Source organism: Pseudonocardia halophobica (assembly GCF_050948485.1).
GTDB lineage: Bacteria > Actinomycetota > Actinomycetes > Mycobacteriales > Pseudonocardiaceae > Pseudonocardia > Pseudonocardia halophobica.
The window spans coordinates 2,251,245-2,270,082 of the sequence record NZ_CP192046.1 but is presented as its reverse complement, the minus strand read 5'-3'; the positions used below and the strand labels follow the sequence as shown (position 1 = coordinate 2,270,082).

Here is an 18,838-nt window from a genome sequence, read left to right as displayed (position 1 = left end):
CCCGTACACGGAGCCGAACCAGAAGACCTCAGGTCAGCAGCCCAGGAGGCGTTGGGCGAGGTAGCCCTCGACCTGGTCGAGGGGGATGCGCTCCTGCGCCATGGTGTCCCGCTCCCGGATGGTGACGGCCTCGTCCTGCAGGGTGTCGAAGTCGACCGTGATGCAGAACGGGGTGCCGATCTCGTCCTGGCGGCGGTAGCGGCGGCCGATGGCGCCGGCGTCGTCGAACTCGACGTTCCAGTTCTTCCGCAGCCGCGCGGCCAGGTCCCGCGCCTTGGGCGAGAGGTCGGCGTTGCGGGAGAGCGGCAGCACGGCGGCCTTGACCGGGGCGAGCCGCCGGTCGAGACGCAGCACGACGCGCTTGTCGGTGCCGCCCTTGGCGTTGGGCGCCTCCTCCTCGTGGTACGCGTCGATGAGGAAGGCCATCATCGAGCGCCCCACGCCGGCGGCCGGCTCGATGACGTACGGCCGGTACCGCTCCTTCGTGTTCTGGTCGTAGAAGGAGAGGTCGACGCCCGAGTGGTTCGAGTGCGTGGTCAGGTCGAAGTCCGTGCGGTTCGCGACGCCCTCGAGCTCGCCCCACTCCTGCCCGACGAACTCGAAGCGGTACTCGATGTCGACGGTGCGCTTCGAGTAGTGGGAGAGCTTCTCCTTGGGGTGCTCGTAGTGCCGCAGGTTCTCCCGCGCGATGCCGAGGTCGACGTACCAGTTCGTGCGCTCGTCGATCCAGTACTGGTGGAGCTCCTCGTCCGTGCCCGGCTCGACGAAGTACTCCATCTCCATCTGCTCGAACTCGCGCGTGCGGAAGATGAAGTTGCCCGGCGTGATCTCGTTGCGGAAGCTCTTGCCGACCTGGCCGATGCCGAACGGCGGCTTCTTGCGCGAGGTGGTCTGCACGTTGAGGAAGTTCACGAAGATGCCCTGCGCGGTCTCCGGGCGCAGGTAGTGCAGGCCCTCCTCGGACTCCACCGGGCCGAGGTAGGTCTTGAGCATCATGTTGAAGTCGCGCGGCTCGGTGTACTGGCCGCGCGTGCCGCAGTTGGGGCACGGGACGTCGGACAGGTCCTCCTCCGACGCCTCCTTGCCGGTGCGCTCGGTGTACTCCTCGGCCAGCTGGTCGGCGCGGAAGCGCTTGTGGCAGTGCTGGCACTCGACGAGCGGGTCGGTGAACACGCCGACGTGCCCGGAGGCGACCCACACCTGGCGCGGCAGGATCACCGACGAGTCGAGGCCCACGACGTCCTCGCGGCCGGTGACCATCGACTTCCACCACTGCCGCTTGATGTTCTCCTTGAGCTCCACGCCGAGGGGCCCGTAGTCCCACGCCGACCGGGTACCGCCGTAGATCTCACCCGACGCGAAGACGAATCCGCGGCGCTTGGCGAGCGCGACGATGGTCTCGATCTTGGCGGAACTGGGCTTGCTGGCCACGGAGGATCTCCCGGGAACGGTGTGGGGCGACCCCGCCGGATGCGGGGGCGGAATCTCCAGGGTATCGACCGGCGCGAACGGGTTCGGCTAGTCCCCCGCCCGCAGCGAGGCCCGCCGCTCGACGGCGCCGCCGGCGGCCCCGAGCAGCGTCTCGTAGGTGGCGGGCGAGTCGGCCGACGCCTCGGACAGCAGCGGGACGACGTGTTCGCGGACCGGGAAGGGCGAGAGGGCCCGGCGGTAGGCGTCGACCCCGGTGAAGCGCACGGTGAGCACCCAGTGCGCCGGGTCGTCGACGGCCCGGCCGGCCTCCCCGCCGAGACACCCGGGCTGCGCGGTGAGCACCTCCAGGGCGTACGCGAGCCGGTCGGCGAAGGCGGCCGGATCAGCCGGTGTGAAGCGGCACACGAGCAGCACGCGGCGGACCCTACCGGCCGCCTTCCCGCCTTGTTGAAAACGCCTATCATGGCCGATGCGGCCCGGCGAGGCTCACGACGCGACCGAGGGTGCGGCCGCCGCCCCCGGGGACTGGACGGTCATGTCGATCACGCACGAGCACGAGGGCACGCTGTGCCCGGCCGCCGAGCCCGCCCCCGTCCACCCGCCGCGCACCCTCGCCGCCGCGGGCGACCTGCTCCGCGCCCTCGCCGCGCCGGTCCGGATCGCGATCGTGCTGCAGCTGCTCGACTCCCCGCGCTGCGTGCACGACCTGGTCGACGCCCTCGGCGTCACCCAGCCCCTGATCAGCCAGCACCTGCGCGTGCTCAAGTCCGCCGGGGTGGTCGAGGGCGAGCGCAAGGGCCGCGAGGTGCTGTACTCACTGGTCGACGACCATCTCGCGCACATCGTCGTCGACGCGGTGGCGCACGTTCAGGAGGACGCATGACCGCTGGGGGCACCCGGGTGCTGCGCGCGACGAAGCAGCGCGCCGCCGTCTCCGCCCTGCTCGACCGGCTCCCGGACTTCCGCTCGGCCCAGGAGATCCACGAGGAACTGCGCCGCTCCGGCGAGGGCATCGGCCTGACGACCGTGTACCGGACCCTGCAGACGATGGCCGACGGCGGCGAGGTCGACGTCCTGCGCAACGCCGGCGGCGAGGCCGTCTACCGCCGCTGCGCCTCCGACGAGCACCACCACCACCTGGTGTGCCGGCGCTGCGGGGCGGCGGAGGAGATCGACGCCCCCGCCGTCGAGGAGTGGACGCAGCGGGTCGCCCGGGAGCACGGCTTCACCGAGATCTCGCACACCGTGGAGATCTTCGGCGTCTGCCGCTCCTGCGCCTGAGCCCTCCTTCGACCTGCACGAACGGCACTCTCGCTCACCAGATCTGAGCGAGAGTGCCGTTCGTTCACGCGGGGGTCAGGACTTCGGGGGCATCCGGATCGCGCCGTCGAGCCGGATCGTCTCGCCGTTCATGTAGTCGTTGGTGAGCACCTCGACCGCCATGGAGGCGTACTCCTCGGCCTTCCCGAGCCGGTTCGGGTAGACCACGCTCTGGCCGAGCGCGGCCTTGAAGGCCTCCGCCTTCTCGCCCTCGCCGTAGATCGGGGTGTCGATCAGGCCGGGGGCGATGGTGTTGACGCGGATGCCGTGCCGGGCAAGGTCGCGGGCCATCGGCAGGGTCAGGCCGACCACGCCGCCCTTCGAGGCCGAGTACGGGGTCTGGCCGATCTGGCCGTCGAACGCCGCCGCGGAGGCCGTGTTGAGGATCGCGCCGCGCGAGGTGCCGTCCTCGAGCGGGTCCGTCTTGGCCATCGCCGACGCCGCGAGCCGGGCGCAGTTGTAGGTGCCGGTCAGGTTGACCCGCACCACGAACTCGAAGGTCTCGAGCGGGACCGGCTCGAGGTCCCGGCCGATGATCCGGGCGGCACGGCCGAGGCCGGCGCTGTTGACCAGGATCCGCAGCGGGCCGAGCTCCGAGGCCGCCTCGACGGCCGCCTTGACCTGGGCCTCGTCGGCGACGTCGGCCTTGGCGAACACGCCCCCGATCTCGGCGGCGACCTTCTCGCCCCGGTCCTCGTTCAGGTCGAGCACGACGACCTTCGCCCCGCGCTGGGCCAGCAGCCGCGCGGTCGCCTCCCCGAGACCGGACGCGCCGCCGGTGACGATGGCCGAGGCTCCCGTGATGTCCATCAACGCTCTCCTCTCCGCGGCGGCGTCGGTGCCGCCGTGATGCACGTGCATTGTCTGCCCACTCTGCTGTGCCGAGGGCGTGCTGTCGACCACATCGACAGCCGCGGCGGAGTGGCCGGCGTCTCATATCGAGATCCACCCGGCGTCGGCACGGGGATACCGTGCGCCGACGCGACGAAGCGGGAGGCGTGCCCATGACCGACGGCGGGACCCCAGGGGCATCGGGTCCGGACGCACCGAGCACGGTGCGCAGGCTCGACACACCGGAGTCCGGCGAGCTGGCCCAGCTCTCCGCGGTGTTCGAGGACCTGCAGTACGTGCTGCGCTGCTGCGAGCACCTGGTCGCGGCACTCGCCGTGCCCCGGCCCGACCCCGTGCTGGTCGAGGCGTTGTGGACCGGCGCGCTCGTCGGGTACGTGCGCTGCTTCTCGGGCCGCACCAAGATCCTCACCGACGCGGACGTCGAGTCCCTCGAGCTCGACGACGAGGTGGTGAAGTTCCACAAGACCTTCCCGACCCTGCGGGACCACTACGCCTCGCGGCACGTCAACCCGCGCGAGGCCTTCACGATCGGCATCGCGCAGGCCAACGACGGGCACCCGACGGGCGTCGCCGTCGTCTCCGCACCGCGGCCCCCGGTCGACGACACCACGGTCCGGCTGCTCGGCCGGATCTCCTACGGCCTGTCCGGGCTGGTCGACGGCCGGATGCAGGAGGCGCAGGCGCGCGTCCTGGAGAACGCCCGGCAGATGAGCGCGGCCCAGCTCGCCGAGCTGCCGCTGGTGCACCTGTCCGAGTCCCCCGTCGGCTGACCCCGTGAGTGGCGATGGTCGCTACGGCAGCCATCGCCACTCACGAGGGTCAGGAGCCGACGAGCTCGGTGCGCATGGCCGAGGCGCTGCCCACCACCAGCATCAGCAGTGTCCCCATCGGACCCTCCGCCAGGCCGGCCGCGGGGAAGGCGTAGCGGAGCGTGACGTCCCAGCCGTTCTCGCCGCGTACGACCCGCGGCGTGCCGAACAGCCCCTCGCCCACGCCGAGGGCGACGCGGGTGGGGACGTCCGTCGCCGGGTCCGCGGACACCGGCAGGTCCCAGGCCACGACGCAGGTCAGGTTGAGGACGGGCAGCCCCTCCTCCAGCTCGGTGCCCTGCACCACGCACAGCACGCCGCCGTGGGCGAAGGTGAGCGCGCCGTCCTCGCCGACCTCGACGTCGTGGTAGCGCTCCAGTGCCCTGCGGGCGATCTCCAGGCTCACGAGGACCCCGCCTTGTCGATCGCCCCGCCGAACCGGCGGTCCCGCCTCGCGTAGATCTCGATCGCCTCCCAGATGTGCCGACGGTCGAAGTCGGGGAAGAGCGTGTCGAGGAAGACCATCTCGGCGTAGGCGCTCTGCCACAACAGGAAGTTCGACGTCCGCTGCTCGCCGCTCGACCGCACGAACAGGTCGACGTCGGGCATGTCCGGCTCGTCGAGGTACTTCGCGATCGTCCGCTCGTCGATCTTGTCCGGCTTGATCTTCCCGGCCTGGACCTGCCGCGCGATCTGCTGCACCGCGTCGGCGATCTCCGCCCGCCCCCCGTAGTTCACGCACATGGTCAGCGTCAGCACGTCGTTGTGCCTCGTCTTCTCCTCGGCGACCTCGAGCTCCTTGATCACCGACCGCCACAGCCGCGGCCGCCGCCCGGCCCACCGGACCCGGACGCCCATGCTGTGCATCTCGTCCACCCGGCGGCGGATGACGTCCCGGTTGAAGCCCATGAGGAACCGCACCTCGTCCGGGCTGCGCTTCCAGTTCTCGGTGGAGAAGGCGTAGGCGGACAACCACTTCACGCCGATGTCGATGCAACCCCGCGCGACGTCCATGAGCGAGGCCTCGCCGCGGCGGTGCCCCTCGATCCGGGGCAGGCCGCGGGCGTTGGCCCAGCGGCCGTTGCCGTCCATGACGAGGGCGACGTGGTTCGGGACCAGCTCCGGCGGGATCGCCGGCGGCCGCGCTCCCGACGGGTGCGGCGGCGGGGGCTGGAAGGGCCCAGGAGTCGGCACGGCCATGGAGCCTACGTCCGCCGTCCCTGGACGCCGGGCCCCGGTCTGGAGTAGGCACTGCACATGGTGGCCTGGTTCACGGACACGATCGTCACGACCGGGCGCCTGCCCTTGTTCTGCTTCCTCTGCGCGTTCCTCGTCGCGTTCCTGTTCATCCGGTTCAGCGTGCGGATGATCCGTGCCCAGGTGTCGTGGTGGCCCGGCAACGTGACGCCGGGCGGGCTGCACATCCACCACGTGATGTTCGGGATGGTCATGATGCTGGTCGCGGGCTTCGGCCTGATCGCGCTGGCCGAGGTGAGCACGCCCGTCCCGAACGTCATCCTGGCGAGCCTGTTCGGGATCGGCTCGGCGCTGGTGCTCGACGAGTTCGCGCTGATCCTGCACCTGTCCGACGTCTACTGGAGCACCCAGGGCCGCAGCTCGATCGACGCCGTGTTCGTCGCCGTCACGATCACCGGGCTGTTCCTGTGCGGGCTGCACCCCCTCGGGTTCGACGACGACCTCGTCGGAGTGACCTCGACCGACGCCGTCGAGGTCGTCCTCACGCTGGTCTTCTTCGCGCTGCAGCTGGTCCTGGTGGTGATCACCCTGGCCAAGGGCAAGCTGTGGACGGGTCTGCTCGGGCTGTTCCTCACGCCGCTGCTGCTCTTCACCGCCATCCGGCTGGCCCGGCCGGGCTCGCCCTGGGCGCGCTGGCGGTACCTGTCGCGGCCGAAGAAGATGGAGCGCGCGGTGCGCCGCGAGAAGAAGTACCGGGTGCCGGTCGTCCGGGCCAAGATCGTGGTCCAGGAGGCGATCGCGGGGCGGTTCGACGCCGACCCGGAGCAGCGTCACGCGGTGACCGAGGCCGCGCACCGGGAGGCGGAGCGGGCGGCGCTCGACGCGGCCGAGGCGGTCCGGCGCGCGGGCCCGATCGGCGCCACACGCACCCCCGCACCCGTCGCCCCCTCGCCCCCGGAACGCGTCATGGAACCATAACGCGCGAAATCGGGCCGGAACTCCGCGTGAGGGAACCATAATGCGCAGAATCTGGCCCGGAAGTCGCGCTATGGAACCATAATGCGCCCCGCGACGCGGTCAGCCGGCCACGCGCGGCAGGTTCCACCCCTGCCACACCGCGACCAGCCGCAGCACGACCGTGACGACGGCGCCGAGGGCCAGCACCAGCACCCGCGGGGCCCGGTAGCGCAGCCCCACCGCGGTCACGCCGGCACCGGCCAGCGCGGCGACCGCGTAGACGTCCGAGCGCAGGACCAGCGGCACGCCGCCCAGCAGGACGTCCCGGATCACGCCGCCGCCGACCCCGGACACCGTCCCGAGCAGCGCCGCGAGCAGCGGCGACATCCGGTGGTCGATCGCCTTCGCCGCCCCGACCACCGCGAACAACGCGAGCGCGGCCGCGTCGAGCGGGATCAGGACGTCGCGCGGGACGTCCCGCACCGTGGTGTAGAGCAGCACGACCACGGCCCCGCCGGCGAACGCCGTGATCGGGTAGGCGAGGTCGCAGAACACCGCAGGCGGGGTGTCGCCGAGCAGCAGGTCACGGATGATCCCGCCGCCCACCGCCGTCACGAAGGCGATGACGAGGACGCCGAAGACGTCGAGCCCCACCGCGGCGGCGGTGAGCCCGCCCTGCAGCGCGAACAGCGCGGTCCCGGCCAGGTCGACCGTGCGGAGCAGGTGAGCGGGGCGGAGGCGGCCACCGAGGCGGGGCTGGAGGCGGCGCGGGCGCGTCGGCATGGGCGGTCTCGAGGCTCAGGCGATCGGGGTCGCCCCCGGCGCGGCGGCGGCGGTGGGGTCGCCGCGGCGCTCGACGAAGGGCAGGGAGCGGAGCTGGCGTTCGAGGTGCCACTGCAGGTGCGCGGCGACCAGGCCGGAGGTGTCGCGACGGGTGGGCGGCTCGGCGGCGTCGGCGATCTCCCAGTCGCCGTGCAGCAGGGCGTCGAGCAGGTCGAACACGGCCGGGCCGGGGAGGACCGAGCCGGGCGGGCGGCACACCTCGCACACCGCGCCGCCGCCCGCGACGCTGAACGCCCGGTGCGGCCCCGGCGAGGCGCACTTGGCGCACTCGGTGATCGCCGGCGCCCAGCCGGCGTGGCTCATCGCGCGGAGCAGGAAGGCGTCGAGGATCAGCGAGGCGTCCCGCTCGCGCCCGGCCAGGGCCCGGATCGCCCCCACGAGCAGCAGGTAGACCCGCAGGGTCTCGCCACTGTGCCCACTGCCCTCCTCGGACACGAGCCGGTCGGCCGTCTCGAGCATCGCGCAGCCCGCGGTGTAGCGGGAGTAGTCGGAGACGACGCCGGTGCCGAAGGCGTCGAGCGTCTGGCACTGGGTGATCACGTCGAGGCTGCGGCCGGTGTAGCACTGCACGTCGACGTGGTTGAACGGCTCGAGCCGCGCGCCCCACCGCGACCGGGTGCGGCGCACGCCCTTCGCGACCGCCCGGATCTTGCCGTAGCGCCGGGTCAGCAGCGTGACGATCCGGTCCGCCTCGCCCAGCTTCTGCACGCGCAGCACCACACCGGTGTCGCGGTACAGGGTGCTCACCGGGGAAGCCTACGACCTCCGCCGCGCACCCACGCCGCGACCGGCCGATCGACCTCCTGCGCCGCACGAGGATCATCGAGTGCCCGGTGGGCGGTCCGGGCGAGCGGCACGGCCCGACGCGGCCGGACGAGGGGAACCCATGGCCGTCATCGTCGTCACCACCCTGACGGCGTGACCGCCGACGGGCTCCGCGAGGCCAACCGCACCCAGGACGCCACGATGCAGCGGATCGTCGAGGACGGGAGGTCCAAGGGCTGCCGGCACCACGTGTTCGCCGAGGCGGAGGACGGCAGCGTCGTGGTGTTCGACGAGTGGACCAGCCGTGAGGACTTCGCGGTTCCGACCCCTGCCCCGATCCCCTACGACGGGGGTTGCGGCCGGAAGGGCTGCTCGACGTCCGGCCCCTTCTGCAGCACGAGCGCCGTCGACGGCGGCACCTCGTGCCACAGGCCGGGCAGGTCGGTCAGCGGCTCGGAGACGACCGCCCGGGAGTCCTCGGAGAAGTGCTGCCAGCGCTCGTCCTCGGGGTAGAGCCGGCGGAGCGCGTCGACCTCGCTGCTCACGTACAGGGTGTTGACGACGGGGCCGCTGGCGTACCGGACGGCGTAGAGCCGCTCGCCGTCGGCGACCCCGACCGTCATCTGCAGCGGGTGCTCGGAGCCGGCGGCGCGGCCGGCGGCCTCGACGTAGCCGGCCATCCGCTCGAGCGCGGGCAGCGGCTCCTCCTCCAGCCCGAACGTGAGCGCGAGGTGGAAGAGGACCTCCGAGTCCGTGCTGCCCTGGACGTTGTCGAAGAGATCGGGCCGGACGGCGAAGAGCAGGTCCCGGCGCAGCCGGGCCCACCGGTCGACGAAGCCGTTGTGGACGAAGATCCAGTTGCGGTACCGGAAGGGATGGCAGTTCGTCTGCTGCACGGGCGTGCCGGTGGCCGCGCGGACGTGCGCGAGGAACAGCCCGGACTGCACGACGCCCGCGATCTCGCGCAGGTTCCGGTCGCCCCAGGCCGGCGACTCGCTGCGGTACAGCGCGGCGTCCGGTCCCTTCCCGTACCAGCCCAGCCCGAAGCCGTCGCCGTTCGCGATCGCGCTGTCCGGGGCGGCGCGCCGGCTCTGCTCGATGAGCGAGTGCCGGGTGTCGTAGATCAGTTCCTTCGGCTCGATGGGGTTGCCGTAGTAGCCCAGCCACCGGCACATCGGGGCCTCCCTGGTCGCGTCCGCGTCACGTTGACGTACCCGGTGCGCCCGGGACCTCACCCCGGCGGGACGACCTTGACAGCCGCCGGCGCAGAAGTAAGGGTCACCTCAGTTCGTAGGGAGGTGACGGGTGGGCGAGCTGGAGGAGGTCCGGGCGCTGCTGTCCGGGCAACGGTCGGGGACGCTGGCGACGCTCGGGTCCGCCCCGGGCCCGACGAGCACGTCGGCCGGCGCTGCGGCCGCGGGCTTCCCGTTCGGGTCGGTGGTCGCCTACGCGCTCGACGACGACGGGTCACCGCTGCTGTGCCTGTCCGACCTCGCCGAGCACAGCCGGAACCTGGCGGCCGACCCGCGTGCGTCGCTGCTGGTGGCGGAGCCGGTCTCGACCGACGCAGACCCCCTGGCCGCGCAGCGGATCACCCTCGTCGGCCGGGTGTGGGTGCTGCACGGCGACGAGCGCACCCGCGGCCTCGCCGCCTACCGCCGCGCCTTCCCCGACGCCGGGTACGTCGACTTCGCCGACTTCCAGCTCTACCGGCTCGAGGTCCGCACGATCCGCTACGTGGCCGGGTTCGGCCGGATGGCGTGGCTGGAACCGGATGGGCTCGAACCGGGTCAGAAGCCGAGCTTGCGCAGCTGACGCGGGTCGCGCTGCCAGTCCTTCGCGACGGTGACGTGCAGGTCGAGGTAGATCTTGGTGCCGAGCAGCGCCTCGATCTGCTTCCGGGCGGCCGTGCCGACGTGCCGCAGCCGCTCGCCGCCGCGGCCGATCACGATGCCCTTCTGGCTCTGGCGCTCCACGAAGATCGTGGCGTGCACGTCGAGCATCGGGTCGTCGGCGGGCCGGTCCTCGCGCTCGATCATCTCCTCGACGACGACGGCGATCGAGTGCGGCAGCTCGTCGCGGACCCCCTCCAGGGCGGCCTCGCGGACCAGCTCGGCGACGAGGGTCTCCTCCGGCTCGTCCGTCAGCTCGCCGTCCGGGTACAGCGGCGGGCCCTCCGGCAGCTTCCCGACCAGCAGGTCCGCGAGCAGCTGCACCTGGTAGCCGCTCTTCGCCGAGCAGGGCACCACGTCGGCGAACTCCATCAGCTCGGTCAGCTGGGTGAGCCGCTCGGCGATCTGCCCGGGCTGTGCCTTGTCCGTCTTCGTGACGACGCCGACGACCGGCGTGCGGCCCGCGACGGACTTGAGCTCGTTGGCGATGAACTCGTCGCCCCGGCCCACGGGCTGGTCCGCGGGCACGCAGAACCCGACGACGTCGACCTCGGCCCACGTCTCCCGCACGACGTCGTTGAGCCGGGAGCCGAGCAGGGTCCGCGGCTTGTGCAGGCCGGGGGTGTCGACCACGACGAGCTGCGCGTCGGGCCGGTGCACGATGCCGCGGATCGCGTGCCGCGTGGTCTGCGGACGCGACGACGTGATCGCGATCTTCGCACCCGTCAGCGCGTTGGTCAGCGTGGACTTGCCCGCGTTGGGGCGGCCCACGAAGCACGCGAAGCCGGACCGGAAGTCCTCCGGCCAGGACCCGAATGCGGTCATGATGCCTCGCTTCGCTCGGACCGTGAACGGCGACGGTCGCCGCTCACAGGGGACCCGGGTTGTCGCCGGTGAGCCGCTCGAGGATCTCGCGGCCGATGGGCAGGGCGGCGGTGGCCGCCGGGGAGGGCGCGTTGAGCACGTGCAGGATCGAGCCCGCCCCCGTGCCTTGCTCGACGAGGAGGAAGTCGTCCACCAGGGTGCCGTCGGGCTTCACGGCCTGGGCCCGCACCCCCGCGCCCGCGGGTGTGAGGTGGCGCGCCTCGACCTCGGGCAGCATCCGCTGGATCTGGGTGACCATCGCCGCCTTCGACAGCGACCGGTGCACCTCGCCCAGGCCGTAGCGCCAGTGCCGCTTCGCGACCCGCAGCATCCCCGGATAGACCAGCGAGCCCAGCAGCTCCTTCGGCTTGACCGTGCCCCACGAGTAGCCCTCGCGGGCCAGCGCGAGGACGGCGTTGGGCCCGGCGTGGACGTGCCCGTCGATCCCGCGGGTGGCGTGCACCCCGAGGAACGGGAAGGCCGGGTCCGGCACCGGGTAGATCAGGCCCTTGACCAGCTCCGCGGCGTCGTCGGTGAAGCCCGAGTACTCCCCGCGGAACGGGATGATCCGGACGCCCGGATCGGCGCCGGCGGCGCGGGCGAGCTCGTCGCAGCGCAGCCCGCCGCAGACCACGACCCGCTCCCCCAGCAGGTCGCCCTGCGCGGTCCGGACGACGACGTCGGGCCGCGCGGACGTCTCCCGCCGCACCATCCTGGTGACCGCGCGGCCGAGGTGGATCTCGCCGCCCTCCTTGGCCACCAGCTCGCCGAGCTTCTCGGCGATCGCCCGGTAGTCGCAGATGCCGGTCGAGGGCACCCACAGCGCCTCGAGCCCGCGGACGTGCGGCTCCCGCTCGCGGATGCCCGCCGCGTCGAGCCGCCGCGTCTCGACGCCGTTGGCCGCCCCGCGCCGTTCCAGCTCCGCCATCCGCGGCAGCTCCTCGGGCTCGGTGGCCACGACGAGCTTCCCGCACACCTGGTGGGGCAGGTCGTGCTCGCGGCAGAAGGCGACGGTCTCGGCGCACCCCGCCACCGCGAGCCGGGCCTTCAGCCCGCCCGGGGCGTAGTAGAGCCCGGAGTGGATGACGTTGGAGTTGTTGCCGGTCTGGTGGTTCGCCAGCCGAGGCTCCCGCTCGACGACGGCGACGCTCAGCCCGCTGCGGACCGCCGCGTGCGCCGTGGCGAGGCCGACGATCCCGCCGCCGACGACGACCAGGTCGTACCGGGGGGTGCTCATGCGGGCGTCAGCACGCTCACGACGGTGCCGGACGCGTCGGCCACGATCACCGGCGCGGCCGCGGTCAGGTCGCGCACCGCGGCGACCGAGGCCTCGTCCGCCTCGCCGCTCTCGGTGACGACGGCCGCGGCCTCCAGCCCCGGCGCCCCGCTCGACACGGCGGCGGCCACGGCCGCCTGCAGGGCCGTGAGCCGCAGGGACGGCAGCGCGACGGAGGCGGCGGCGTAGGTGCGGCCGTCCGTGTCGCGGACCGCGGCGCCCTCGGCGGCGCCGGTGCGGGCGCGCGAGGACCGCGCCAGCGTGACGATCTTGGCGTCCTCGGCGTCGAGCTCGGGCGGGTTACTGCCGGACATCGGTCTCCTCCCGGACGTCGGCCTGCTCGGCGGCGTCCTCCTTGTGGTCGCCGGCTTCGGCGGCGTCGACGGGTTCGGGCACGGCGAGCGGCGTGACCAGCACCGACGTGATGCGGACGCGGCCGCGGGCGTCCTTGCCGCCCTCGCCGCGCAGGTGCAGCAGGCCCTCGACCTCGGCCTCGGCGCCGGGCAGCGGCACCTTGCCGAGCCGCTGCGCGAGCAGCCCGCCCACGGTGTCGACGTCCGCCTGCGCCAGGGCCTCGCGCAGCAGCTCCTCGCGCTCGGTGCCGCTGAACTCGCCGGCGAACAGCTCGCTGAGGTCCTCGACGGGCAGCCGGGCGGCCAGCCGGAGGGTGCCGCCGTCGAGCCGCTGGACCTCGGGCACCTCGTCGGTGTCGTACTCGTCGGAGATGTCGCCGACGATCTCCTCGAGGATGTCCTCGATCGTGACGACGCCGGCGGTGCCGCCGTACTCGTCGACCACGATCGCCATGTGGTTGCGGGTGCGCTGCATGTCCTTGAGCAGCTCGTCGATCCGCTTGGAGTCGGGCACGAACACCGGCGGCCGCACGACCTCGACCAGCCGCGCGTCGGGCCGGTCCCAGCCCGCGCCGACCAGGTCCTTGAGGTACGCGACGCCGATGACGTCGTCGATCCCCTCGCCGAGCACCGGGATCCGGGAGTAGCCGCTCTTCAGCGCCAGCCGGACCACCTTCTGCACCGCGGTGTCCTGCTCGGCCCACACCACGTCGGGCCGGGGCTGCATGACGTCCCGGACGATCGTGTCGCCCAGCTCGAAGACCGAGTGGATCATCTTCCGCTCGCCCTCCTCGACCACGCCGCTGGTGCTGGCCATGTCCACCAGCTCGCGCAGCTCGACCTCGGAGGAGAACGGGCCCTCGCGGAAGCCGCGGCCCGGGGTGATCGCGTTGCCGACCAGGATCAGCAGCTTGGTCAAGGGGCTGAGCAGGGTCGCGATGATCCGCACGGGCGCCGCGACGGCCAGCCCCAGCGCGTACGGGTGCTGGCGGCCGAGCGTGCGCGGGCCCACCCCGATCAGGACGTAGCTGACCACGACCATGATCACCGCGGCGAGCAGGACGCCGACCCAGGCCGGGTCGAACCAGCTCGCGAGCGCGACCGTGAGCAGCACCGTCGCGACGGTCTCGCCCATCAGCCGCAGCAGGATCAGCAGGTTGACGTACCGGGCGCGGTCGTCGACGACCTTCGACAACGCGCGCGACCCGGGCCGGTTCGCCCGCACCAGGTCCGTCACGCGCGCCCGGGAGATCGACGTGAGCGCGGCGTCGGCCGCCGCGCACAGCCCGGCGAAGGGGATCAGGACGATCGCGACGGCGAGCAGGCCAGCGGCGTTCATCGGTCTCCTGCGGTCGGTGTCCGGGCGGTCAGCGCGGTTCGGCGGGGCCGGCCGGGTCGTCGAGCCCGACGGTGCCCAGCACGCGCGAGTCGCTGCGCCGCTGGGCCTCGCGGGCCGCGACTTGCGCCCGCTGGGTGCGCCAGTCGTGGAGCAGCTTGTTCTGCAGCGCGAACATCTCGCGCTCCTCGTCCGGCTCGGCGTGGTCGTAGCCCAGCAGGTGCAGCACGCCGTGCACGGTCAGCAGGTGCAGCTCGTCGGAGAGCGCGTGGCCGGCCTTGACCGCCTGGTCCTTGGCGAACGCCGGGCAGAGCACGATGTCGCCGAGCAGCGCCGGGCCGATCTCGGGGGCGTCGGGGCGGCGGGTGTCGTCGACCAGCTCGTCCATCGGGAAGGACATGACGTCCGTGGGGCCGGGCTCGTCCATCCACCGCTCGTGCAGCTCGGACATGGTGTCGAGGGTGACCGCGGTGATCGCCAGCTCGACGGCCGGACTGACCCGCATGGCGTCGAGCGCGTACCGGGCGACGGACACGATGAGCGACTCGTCGACGGCGACGCCGGACTCGTTGACGACCTCGATGCTCACGGCAGTTCTCGGACCAACCTTCTCGGGCGAACTCGGCGGACGGGACCGGTGACGAGGGTAGCCGCACCCCGGTCGGGGCCGTTCGGTCGGCCGTGGTGGGAGGAGGCGGTCAGTCGGCGGCCGTGAGCAGGGCGCGGACGGCGGCGGGGTCCGGCGCGTCGAGGGCCCGGGCGGCGAGCGCGGCCACCTCCCCGGCGTCGGCCTCCCGGACGGCCTGCTTGACGAGCGCGACCGCGGGCGGCGCGACCGAGAGCTCCCGGACCCCGAGCCCGACGAGCAGCGGGGCGGCGACCGGGTCGGCGGCCAGCTCCCCGCAGACCGCGACCATCGCCGTGCCCGCACCCCGGCAGGTGGCGTCGACCAGCCGCAGGACCGCGGGCGAGAGCGGGTCCGCGAGGGCCGCGACCTCGGCCGACCCGCGCTCGGCGGCGAGCGTGTACTGGGTGAGGTCGTTGGTGCCGATGCTGAGGAAGTCGACCGCCGGGGCGAAGGCGGCGGCGGTCAGCGCGACGGCGGGGACCTCCACCATGATCCCGACCTCGAGGCCCGGCGGCCGGCCCCGGCCCTCAGCGGCGATCGTCTCGTCGAGGGCGGCCCGCGCGGCGTGCAGCTCGGCGGGGACGGTGACCATGGGGAACATCACGCTCACCGGCGTCGCGTGGGCGGTGCGGACGATCGCGCGCAGCTGGTCGGCGAGCAGGTCCGGGCGGCGCAGGGCCAGCCGCAGCCCGCGGACCCCGAGGAACGGGTTGGCCTCGGCGGGCATCGGGACGTAGGGCAGGGGTTTGTCGCCGCCGACGTCGAGGGTGCGCAGGACGATCCGGCGGCCGCCCAGCGCCTCGGCGACGGCCCGGTAGGCCGCCTCCTGCTCGTCGACGTCCGGTGGTGCGGCCCGGTCGAGGAAGAGGAACTCGGTCCGGACCAGGCCCGCGAGGTCGGCGCCGGTGCCCGCGGCGCTCGCGGCGTCGGCGCCGACGTTCACGCCGACCAGGACGTCGGTGCCGTCGCGGGTGCGGGCGGGCTCGCCCGCCCGGGCGCGGGCCGCGGCCTCCTGCTCGGCGCGCTGGGCGAGCCGCGCGCCGAACACGGCCCTGACCTCGGCGGACGGGTCGACGACGAGCCGGCCGGCCGTGCCGTCGAGCGCGATCGGGGTGCCGGGGTCCAGGTCCAGGACCGCGGGTCCAGCGCCCATGACGGCCGGGATGCCGCGGGCCCGCAGCAGGATCGCGGCGTGCCCGGTGGCGCTGCCGCCGGCCAGGACGACCCCGACCACGGCCTCCGGGTCCAGCACCGCCGCCTCCGCCGGGGTGAGGTCCGCGGCGACGAGGACCGCGGGAGGGGTGGGTCGGTCTCCGTGGATCTGGTCGGTCGGTGCACCCGACGGTGCCAGTGGGGTCGGCGCCGGGGTTGCGTCCGTTCCGCGAGTCGGGACGTCCGGCACCGCGAGTCGCGAGCTGCTCGTCACCAGCGCGCGGAGCACCTCGTCGCCGACGGCGCGGACATCGGCGGCGCGGGCGCGGAGGTACTCGCCCGGCAGTGCGGCGAGGGTGCGCTCCGCGGCGTCGACCGCGGAGGCCCAGGCCGCGGGGGCCGCTGATCCGGCGGCGATCCCGTCGCGCGCGGCGTCGACCAGCGCGGGGTCGTCGAGCATCGTCAGGTGGGCGTCGAAGATCGCGGCCTCCGAGGCGGGCGTGGCGTCGCGGACGGTCGTGATCGTGCGGCGTGCCACGTCCAGGGCGCGGTGCAGGCGCTCCCGCTCGACGGCGGGGTCCTCCGCCTTCTCGTCGGGAACCCGCAGGTCCACGGCACGGTGCAGACGTGCCGGGCCGATCGCGATGCCGGGTGAGGCGGGCAGCGGGCCGCGCTCCTGCCCGAACGCCGCTCCCCCGGTCGCCTGTTCCGCGGCCGCTTCGGCGGTTGACGTGGTGGCCGGAGTCGGCGCGGCGGTCGGCGCGGCCGTCGGTGGTGCCTCGCCGAACCCCGTGGCGGCGAGGGCGAGGAGGGCATCGACGGCCTCGCGCGCCTCGGGCCCCCGGGCACGCACCTCGATCTCGGCTCCCGCACCCGCGCCGAGCGAGGCCACGCCGGTGAGGCTCGCGGCGGGGACCGGGCCGCGGCCGGTGCGGGGATCGCGCAGCTCCACCTGCGCGTCCAGCCCGCGCAGGGCCTGGACCAGCAGGGCCGCGGGGCGGGCGTGCAGGCCGTGCGGCGGCGTCACCACGAACGTCCCGGTCGCCTCCGCTCCCCCCTCGCCGACGGCAGGCTCGACGGCCGGCGCCGGTGCGACCGGTCCCAGCTGCGCGGCCTTCGCGTCCGCTCCCGATGCCGCCTCCGCCGCGACACCGGCCCGGTCCGCCCCGCCCGCGGCCGCGACGGCTGCTGCCACCAGCCCCTCCACCAGCGGCGCCGGGCAGAGCAGGACCCGGTCCCTGGCGGACGGGTCGTCGAGCAGCTCCAGCGCCAGCTCCGCGGACAGCACCGCGCTGCCGAGGTCCATCAGCACCACGACCCCGGCGCCCCTGTCGGCCGCGGTGATCGCCTCGGCGACCGCGGTCGCGTCCGTGCCGAAGGTGGTGGCGTCGAGCCCGGCCGCCACCTCGATCCGGACCGCCTCCCCCGCCGGCCCGTGCAGCATCTCGCGGGCCAGCGCCACGGCCGCCTCGCCGAGGGCACGGCTGTGCGACACGGCGACCAGGCCGACCGCCGCCTCGGTCACGCGCTCACCCCAACGTCGCGGCCGCGGCGGCGACGAGCAGGGCCACCGACGTCGCCCCCGGGTCCTGGTGCCCCACGCTGCGCTCGCCGAGGTAGCTGGCCCGGCCCTTGCGGGCGAGCATCGGGATGGTGGCGTCGCGCCCCGCGTCGGCGGCCGCCGAGGCGGCCCGCAGCGCGTCGCCGAGGGAGGCGCCGCCGGCGAGGGACTCGTCGAGGGCGTCGAGGGCCGGGGCCAGGGCGTCGTACATCGTCTTGTCCCCGGCCTCGGGGCGGCCGCGCGCCACGACACCCTCCAGCCCGGCGCGGAACGCCTTGGCGAAGCCCGCCGGGTCGAGCTCGGTGACCTCGCCCGCCGCCGTGCCGAAGCGCAGGAAGAGCGTCCCGTAGAGCGGGCCGCTCGCGCCGCCGACCTTGCTGACCAGCGTCATCCCGACCTTCTTGAACACCCCGCCCGCGGTCGTCTGCGGGTCCGCGTCGAGGGCCTCGACCGCCGCACCCATCCCGCGGGCCATGTTGGCGCCGTGGTCGGCGTCGCCGATGGCCGAGTCGAGCGCGGTCAGCTCGTCGCGGTGCTCGGTCACCTGACGGGCGAACTCGCGGACCCAGGCGAGCAGCTCCTGCTGTGTGGTCATGCGCCCCACCGCAGTCCCGGGGTGTCGACCGGGGCGTCCCAGAGCCCGAGCAGGTCGTCGTCCGCGCGCAGCAGGGTGACCGAGCAGCCGGCCATGTCCAGGCTGGTGATGTACGAGCCGACCAGCGACCGCGCGATCCGGACCCCGGCCTTCTCGAGCAGGCCCGCGACCTCGCCGTACATGAGGTACAGCTCCAGCAGCGGGCTCGCGCCCATGCCGTTGACGAAGCAGATCACGGGCTCGGCGGTGAAGTCGGCGTCGGCCAGGATCGGCTCGACCAGCATCTCCGCGATGTCCTTCGCGGGCGCGATCGGCACCCGGCGACGGCCGGGCTCGCCGTGGATGCCGATGCCGATCTCCATCTCGTCGTCCGGGAGGTCGAAGGTCGGGCGGCCCGCCGCCGGCACGGTGCAGGAGGTCAGCGCCATGCCCATGCTGCGGCCGCGCTCGTTGACCTTGCGCGCCACACCGGCGACCTCGGCGAGGTCGCGGCCCTGCTCGGCCGCGGCACCGACGATCTTCTCCAGCAGCACGGTGGTGCCCACGCCGCGGCGGCCGGCGGTGTAGAGGCTGTCCTGGACGGCCACGTCGTCGTCGACCACCACGGCCTGGACCTCGACGCCCGTCTTGGCGCTGGTCAGCTCGGCCGCCATGTCGAAGTTCATGACGTCGCCCGTGTAGTTCTTCACGATGTGCAGCACGCCGGCGCCGCCGTCGACGCCCTCCGTCGCGGCGACCATCTGGTCCGGCACGGGCGAGGTGAAGACCTCGCCGGCGCACGCGGCGTCGAGCATCCCGCGGCCGACGAACCCACCGTGCATCGGCTCGTGGCCCGAGCCGCCGCCCGAGACCAGCCCGACCTTCCCCCGGACGGGGGCGTCGCCGCGGAAGACGACCCGGTTCTCGAGGTCGACTCGCAGGCCCGGATGCGCCGCGGCCATCCCGCGCAGCGCCTCGACGACGACGTCGGCCGGGTCGTTGATCAGCTTCTTCATGGGGTCCTCCGT

General features: G+C 73.7%; 21 protein-coding genes. 5 read left to right on the top strand and 16 right to left on the bottom strand.

Going from position 1 to position 18,838, the window contains the following annotated elements; translation table 11 throughout:
• Positions 1-33 precede the first annotated feature (33 nt).
• Together ACQP04_RS10875 and ACQP04_RS10870 are read right to left on the bottom strand one after the other, a co-directional pair.
• Positions 34-1,431: a glycine--tRNA ligase gene (locus ACQP04_RS10875; RefSeq protein WP_433506926.1), complete on the bottom strand. Its 1,398-nt coding sequence runs from the start codon at positions 1,429-1,431 to the stop codon at positions 34-36.
• Between the two features lie 87 nt (positions 1,432-1,518).
• Positions 1,519-1,845: an antibiotic biosynthesis monooxygenase gene (locus ACQP04_RS10870; RefSeq protein ID WP_433506925.1), complete on the bottom strand. Its 327-nt coding sequence runs from the start codon at positions 1,843-1,845 to the stop codon at positions 1,519-1,521.
• A 121-nt stretch (positions 1,846-1,966) separates the two neighbouring features.
• Here ACQP04_RS10870 and ACQP04_RS10865 point away from each other — a divergent pair, with 121 nt between their 5' ends.
• A complete protein-coding gene (locus tag ACQP04_RS10865) occupies positions 1,967-2,314 on the top strand; it encodes an ArsR/SmtB family transcription factor (RefSeq protein WP_358206088.1) in 348 nt (115 codons plus the stop codon).
• The gene (locus ACQP04_RS10860; protein ID WP_358206045.1) at positions 2,311-2,712 is read left to right on the top strand and encodes a Fur family transcriptional regulator; all 402 of its coding nucleotides are present in this window, start codon (positions 2,311-2,313) and stop codon (positions 2,710-2,712) included. The genes ACQP04_RS10865 and ACQP04_RS10860 overlap by 4 nt, the downstream gene beginning before the upstream one ends.
• A gap of 75 nt (positions 2,713-2,787) precedes the next feature.
• On the opposite strand, the gene ACQP04_RS10855 is transcribed toward ACQP04_RS10860, so the two are convergent.
• Positions 2,788-3,561, bottom strand: a complete 774-nt coding sequence (locus tag ACQP04_RS10855; RefSeq protein WP_037043543.1) for an SDR family NAD(P)-dependent oxidoreductase — start codon at positions 3,559-3,561, stop codon at positions 2,788-2,790.
• Positions 3,562-3,755: 194 nt separating this feature from the next.
• Here ACQP04_RS10855 and ACQP04_RS10850 point away from each other — a divergent pair, with 194 nt between their 5' ends.
• On the top strand, positions 3,756-4,373 hold the full coding sequence (locus ACQP04_RS10850; protein ID WP_433506924.1) for a hypothetical protein: 618 nt from the start codon (positions 3,756-3,758) through the stop codon (positions 4,371-4,373).
• Between the two features lie 49 nt (positions 4,374-4,422).
• On the opposite strand, the gene ACQP04_RS10845 is transcribed toward ACQP04_RS10850, so the two are convergent.
• Together ACQP04_RS10845 and ACQP04_RS10840 are read right to left on the bottom strand one after the other, a co-directional pair.
• Positions 4,423-4,818: a hypothetical protein gene (locus tag ACQP04_RS10845; protein ID WP_433506923.1), complete on the bottom strand. Its 396-nt coding sequence runs from the start codon at positions 4,816-4,818 to the stop codon at positions 4,423-4,425.
• Entirely contained in the window at positions 4,815-5,612 is a 798-nt protein-coding gene (locus ACQP04_RS10840) for an isoprenyl transferase (RefSeq protein ID WP_433506922.1), read from the bottom strand. Before ACQP04_RS10840 ends, ACQP04_RS10845 begins: the two co-directional genes overlap by 4 nt.
• A 57-nt stretch (positions 5,613-5,669) precedes the next feature.
• Here ACQP04_RS10840 and ACQP04_RS10835 point away from each other — a divergent pair, with 57 nt between their 5' ends.
• The gene (locus ACQP04_RS10835) at positions 5,670-6,587 is read left to right on the top strand and encodes a hypothetical protein (RefSeq protein WP_433506921.1); all 918 of its coding nucleotides are present in this window, start codon (positions 5,670-5,672) and stop codon (positions 6,585-6,587) included.
• Positions 6,588-6,686: 99 nt separating this feature from the next.
• Here the strand turns inward: ACQP04_RS10835 and ACQP04_RS10830 are convergent, their stop codons facing one another.
• From ACQP04_RS10830 to ACQP04_RS10820, 3 genes are all read right to left on the bottom strand, one after another.
• Positions 6,687-7,349 carry a trimeric intracellular cation channel family protein gene (locus tag ACQP04_RS10830; RefSeq protein ID WP_433506920.1) on the bottom strand — a complete coding sequence of 221 codons (663 nt, stop codon included), beginning with the start codon at positions 7,347-7,349 and terminating at the stop codon, positions 6,687-6,689.
• Positions 7,350-7,364: 15 nt separating this feature from the next.
• Positions 7,365-8,156, bottom strand: a complete 792-nt coding sequence (recO, locus tag ACQP04_RS10825) for a DNA repair protein RecO (protein ID WP_433506919.1) — start codon at positions 8,154-8,156, stop codon at positions 7,365-7,367.
• Between the two features lie 359 nt (positions 8,157-8,515).
• Complete coding sequence (locus ACQP04_RS10820) at positions 8,516-9,349, bottom strand: class II glutamine amidotransferase (protein WP_433506918.1); 834 nt, start codon at positions 9,347-9,349, stop codon at positions 8,516-8,518.
• 130 nt (positions 9,350-9,479) lie between these two features.
• On the opposite strand from ACQP04_RS10820, the gene ACQP04_RS10815 reads away from it, so the two are divergent.
• Positions 9,480-9,989, top strand: coding sequence for a HugZ family protein (locus tag ACQP04_RS10815; RefSeq protein ID WP_433506917.1), 510 nt, complete (start codon positions 9,480-9,482; stop codon positions 9,987-9,989).
• Here the strand turns inward: ACQP04_RS10815 and era are convergent.
• The 8 genes from era to dhaK all read right to left on the bottom strand — a co-directional run bounded on the left by era (position 9,965) and on the right by dhaK (position 18,826).
• Positions 9,965-10,891 (bottom strand): GTPase Era, encoded by a 927-nt coding sequence (gene era, locus ACQP04_RS10810; RefSeq protein WP_433506916.1) that lies wholly within the window; start codon positions 10,889-10,891, stop codon positions 9,965-9,967. The genes ACQP04_RS10815 and era overlap by 25 nt on opposite strands.
• A 43-nt stretch (positions 10,892-10,934) precedes the next feature.
• A complete protein-coding gene (gene lhgO, locus ACQP04_RS10805; RefSeq protein ID WP_433506915.1) occupies positions 10,935-12,167 on the bottom strand; it encodes an L-2-hydroxyglutarate oxidase in 1,233 nt (410 codons plus the stop codon).
• On the bottom strand, positions 12,164-12,520 hold the full coding sequence (locus ACQP04_RS10800) for a cytidine deaminase (protein ID WP_433506914.1): 357 nt from the start codon (positions 12,518-12,520) through the stop codon (positions 12,164-12,166). Before ACQP04_RS10800 ends, lhgO begins: the two co-directional genes overlap by 4 nt.
• A complete protein-coding gene (locus tag ACQP04_RS10795; protein WP_433506913.1) occupies positions 12,507-13,898 on the bottom strand; it encodes a hemolysin family protein in 1,392 nt (463 codons plus the stop codon). Before ACQP04_RS10795 ends, ACQP04_RS10800 begins: the two co-directional genes overlap by 14 nt.
• A 28-nt stretch (positions 13,899-13,926) precedes the next feature.
• Complete coding sequence (gene ybeY, locus ACQP04_RS10790) at positions 13,927-14,484, bottom strand: rRNA maturation RNase YbeY (protein ID WP_433506912.1); 558 nt, start codon at positions 14,482-14,484, stop codon at positions 13,927-13,929.
• Positions 14,485-14,593: 109 nt separating this feature from the next.
• On the bottom strand, positions 14,594-17,200 hold the full coding sequence (ptsP, locus tag ACQP04_RS10785; RefSeq protein WP_433506911.1) for a phosphoenolpyruvate--protein phosphotransferase: 2,607 nt from the start codon (positions 17,198-17,200) through the stop codon (positions 14,594-14,596).
• Between the two features lie 4 nt (positions 17,201-17,204).
• Complete coding sequence (gene dhaL, locus ACQP04_RS10780; RefSeq protein WP_433506910.1) at positions 17,205-17,831, bottom strand: dihydroxyacetone kinase subunit DhaL; 627 nt, start codon at positions 17,829-17,831, stop codon at positions 17,205-17,207.
• Positions 17,828-18,826 carry a dihydroxyacetone kinase subunit DhaK gene (dhaK, locus tag ACQP04_RS10775; RefSeq protein WP_433506909.1) on the bottom strand — a complete coding sequence of 333 codons (999 nt, stop codon included), beginning with the start codon at positions 18,824-18,826 and terminating at the stop codon, positions 17,828-17,830. The genes dhaL and dhaK overlap by 4 nt, the downstream gene beginning before the upstream one ends.
• Between the last annotated feature and the right edge of the window lie 12 nt (positions 18,827-18,838).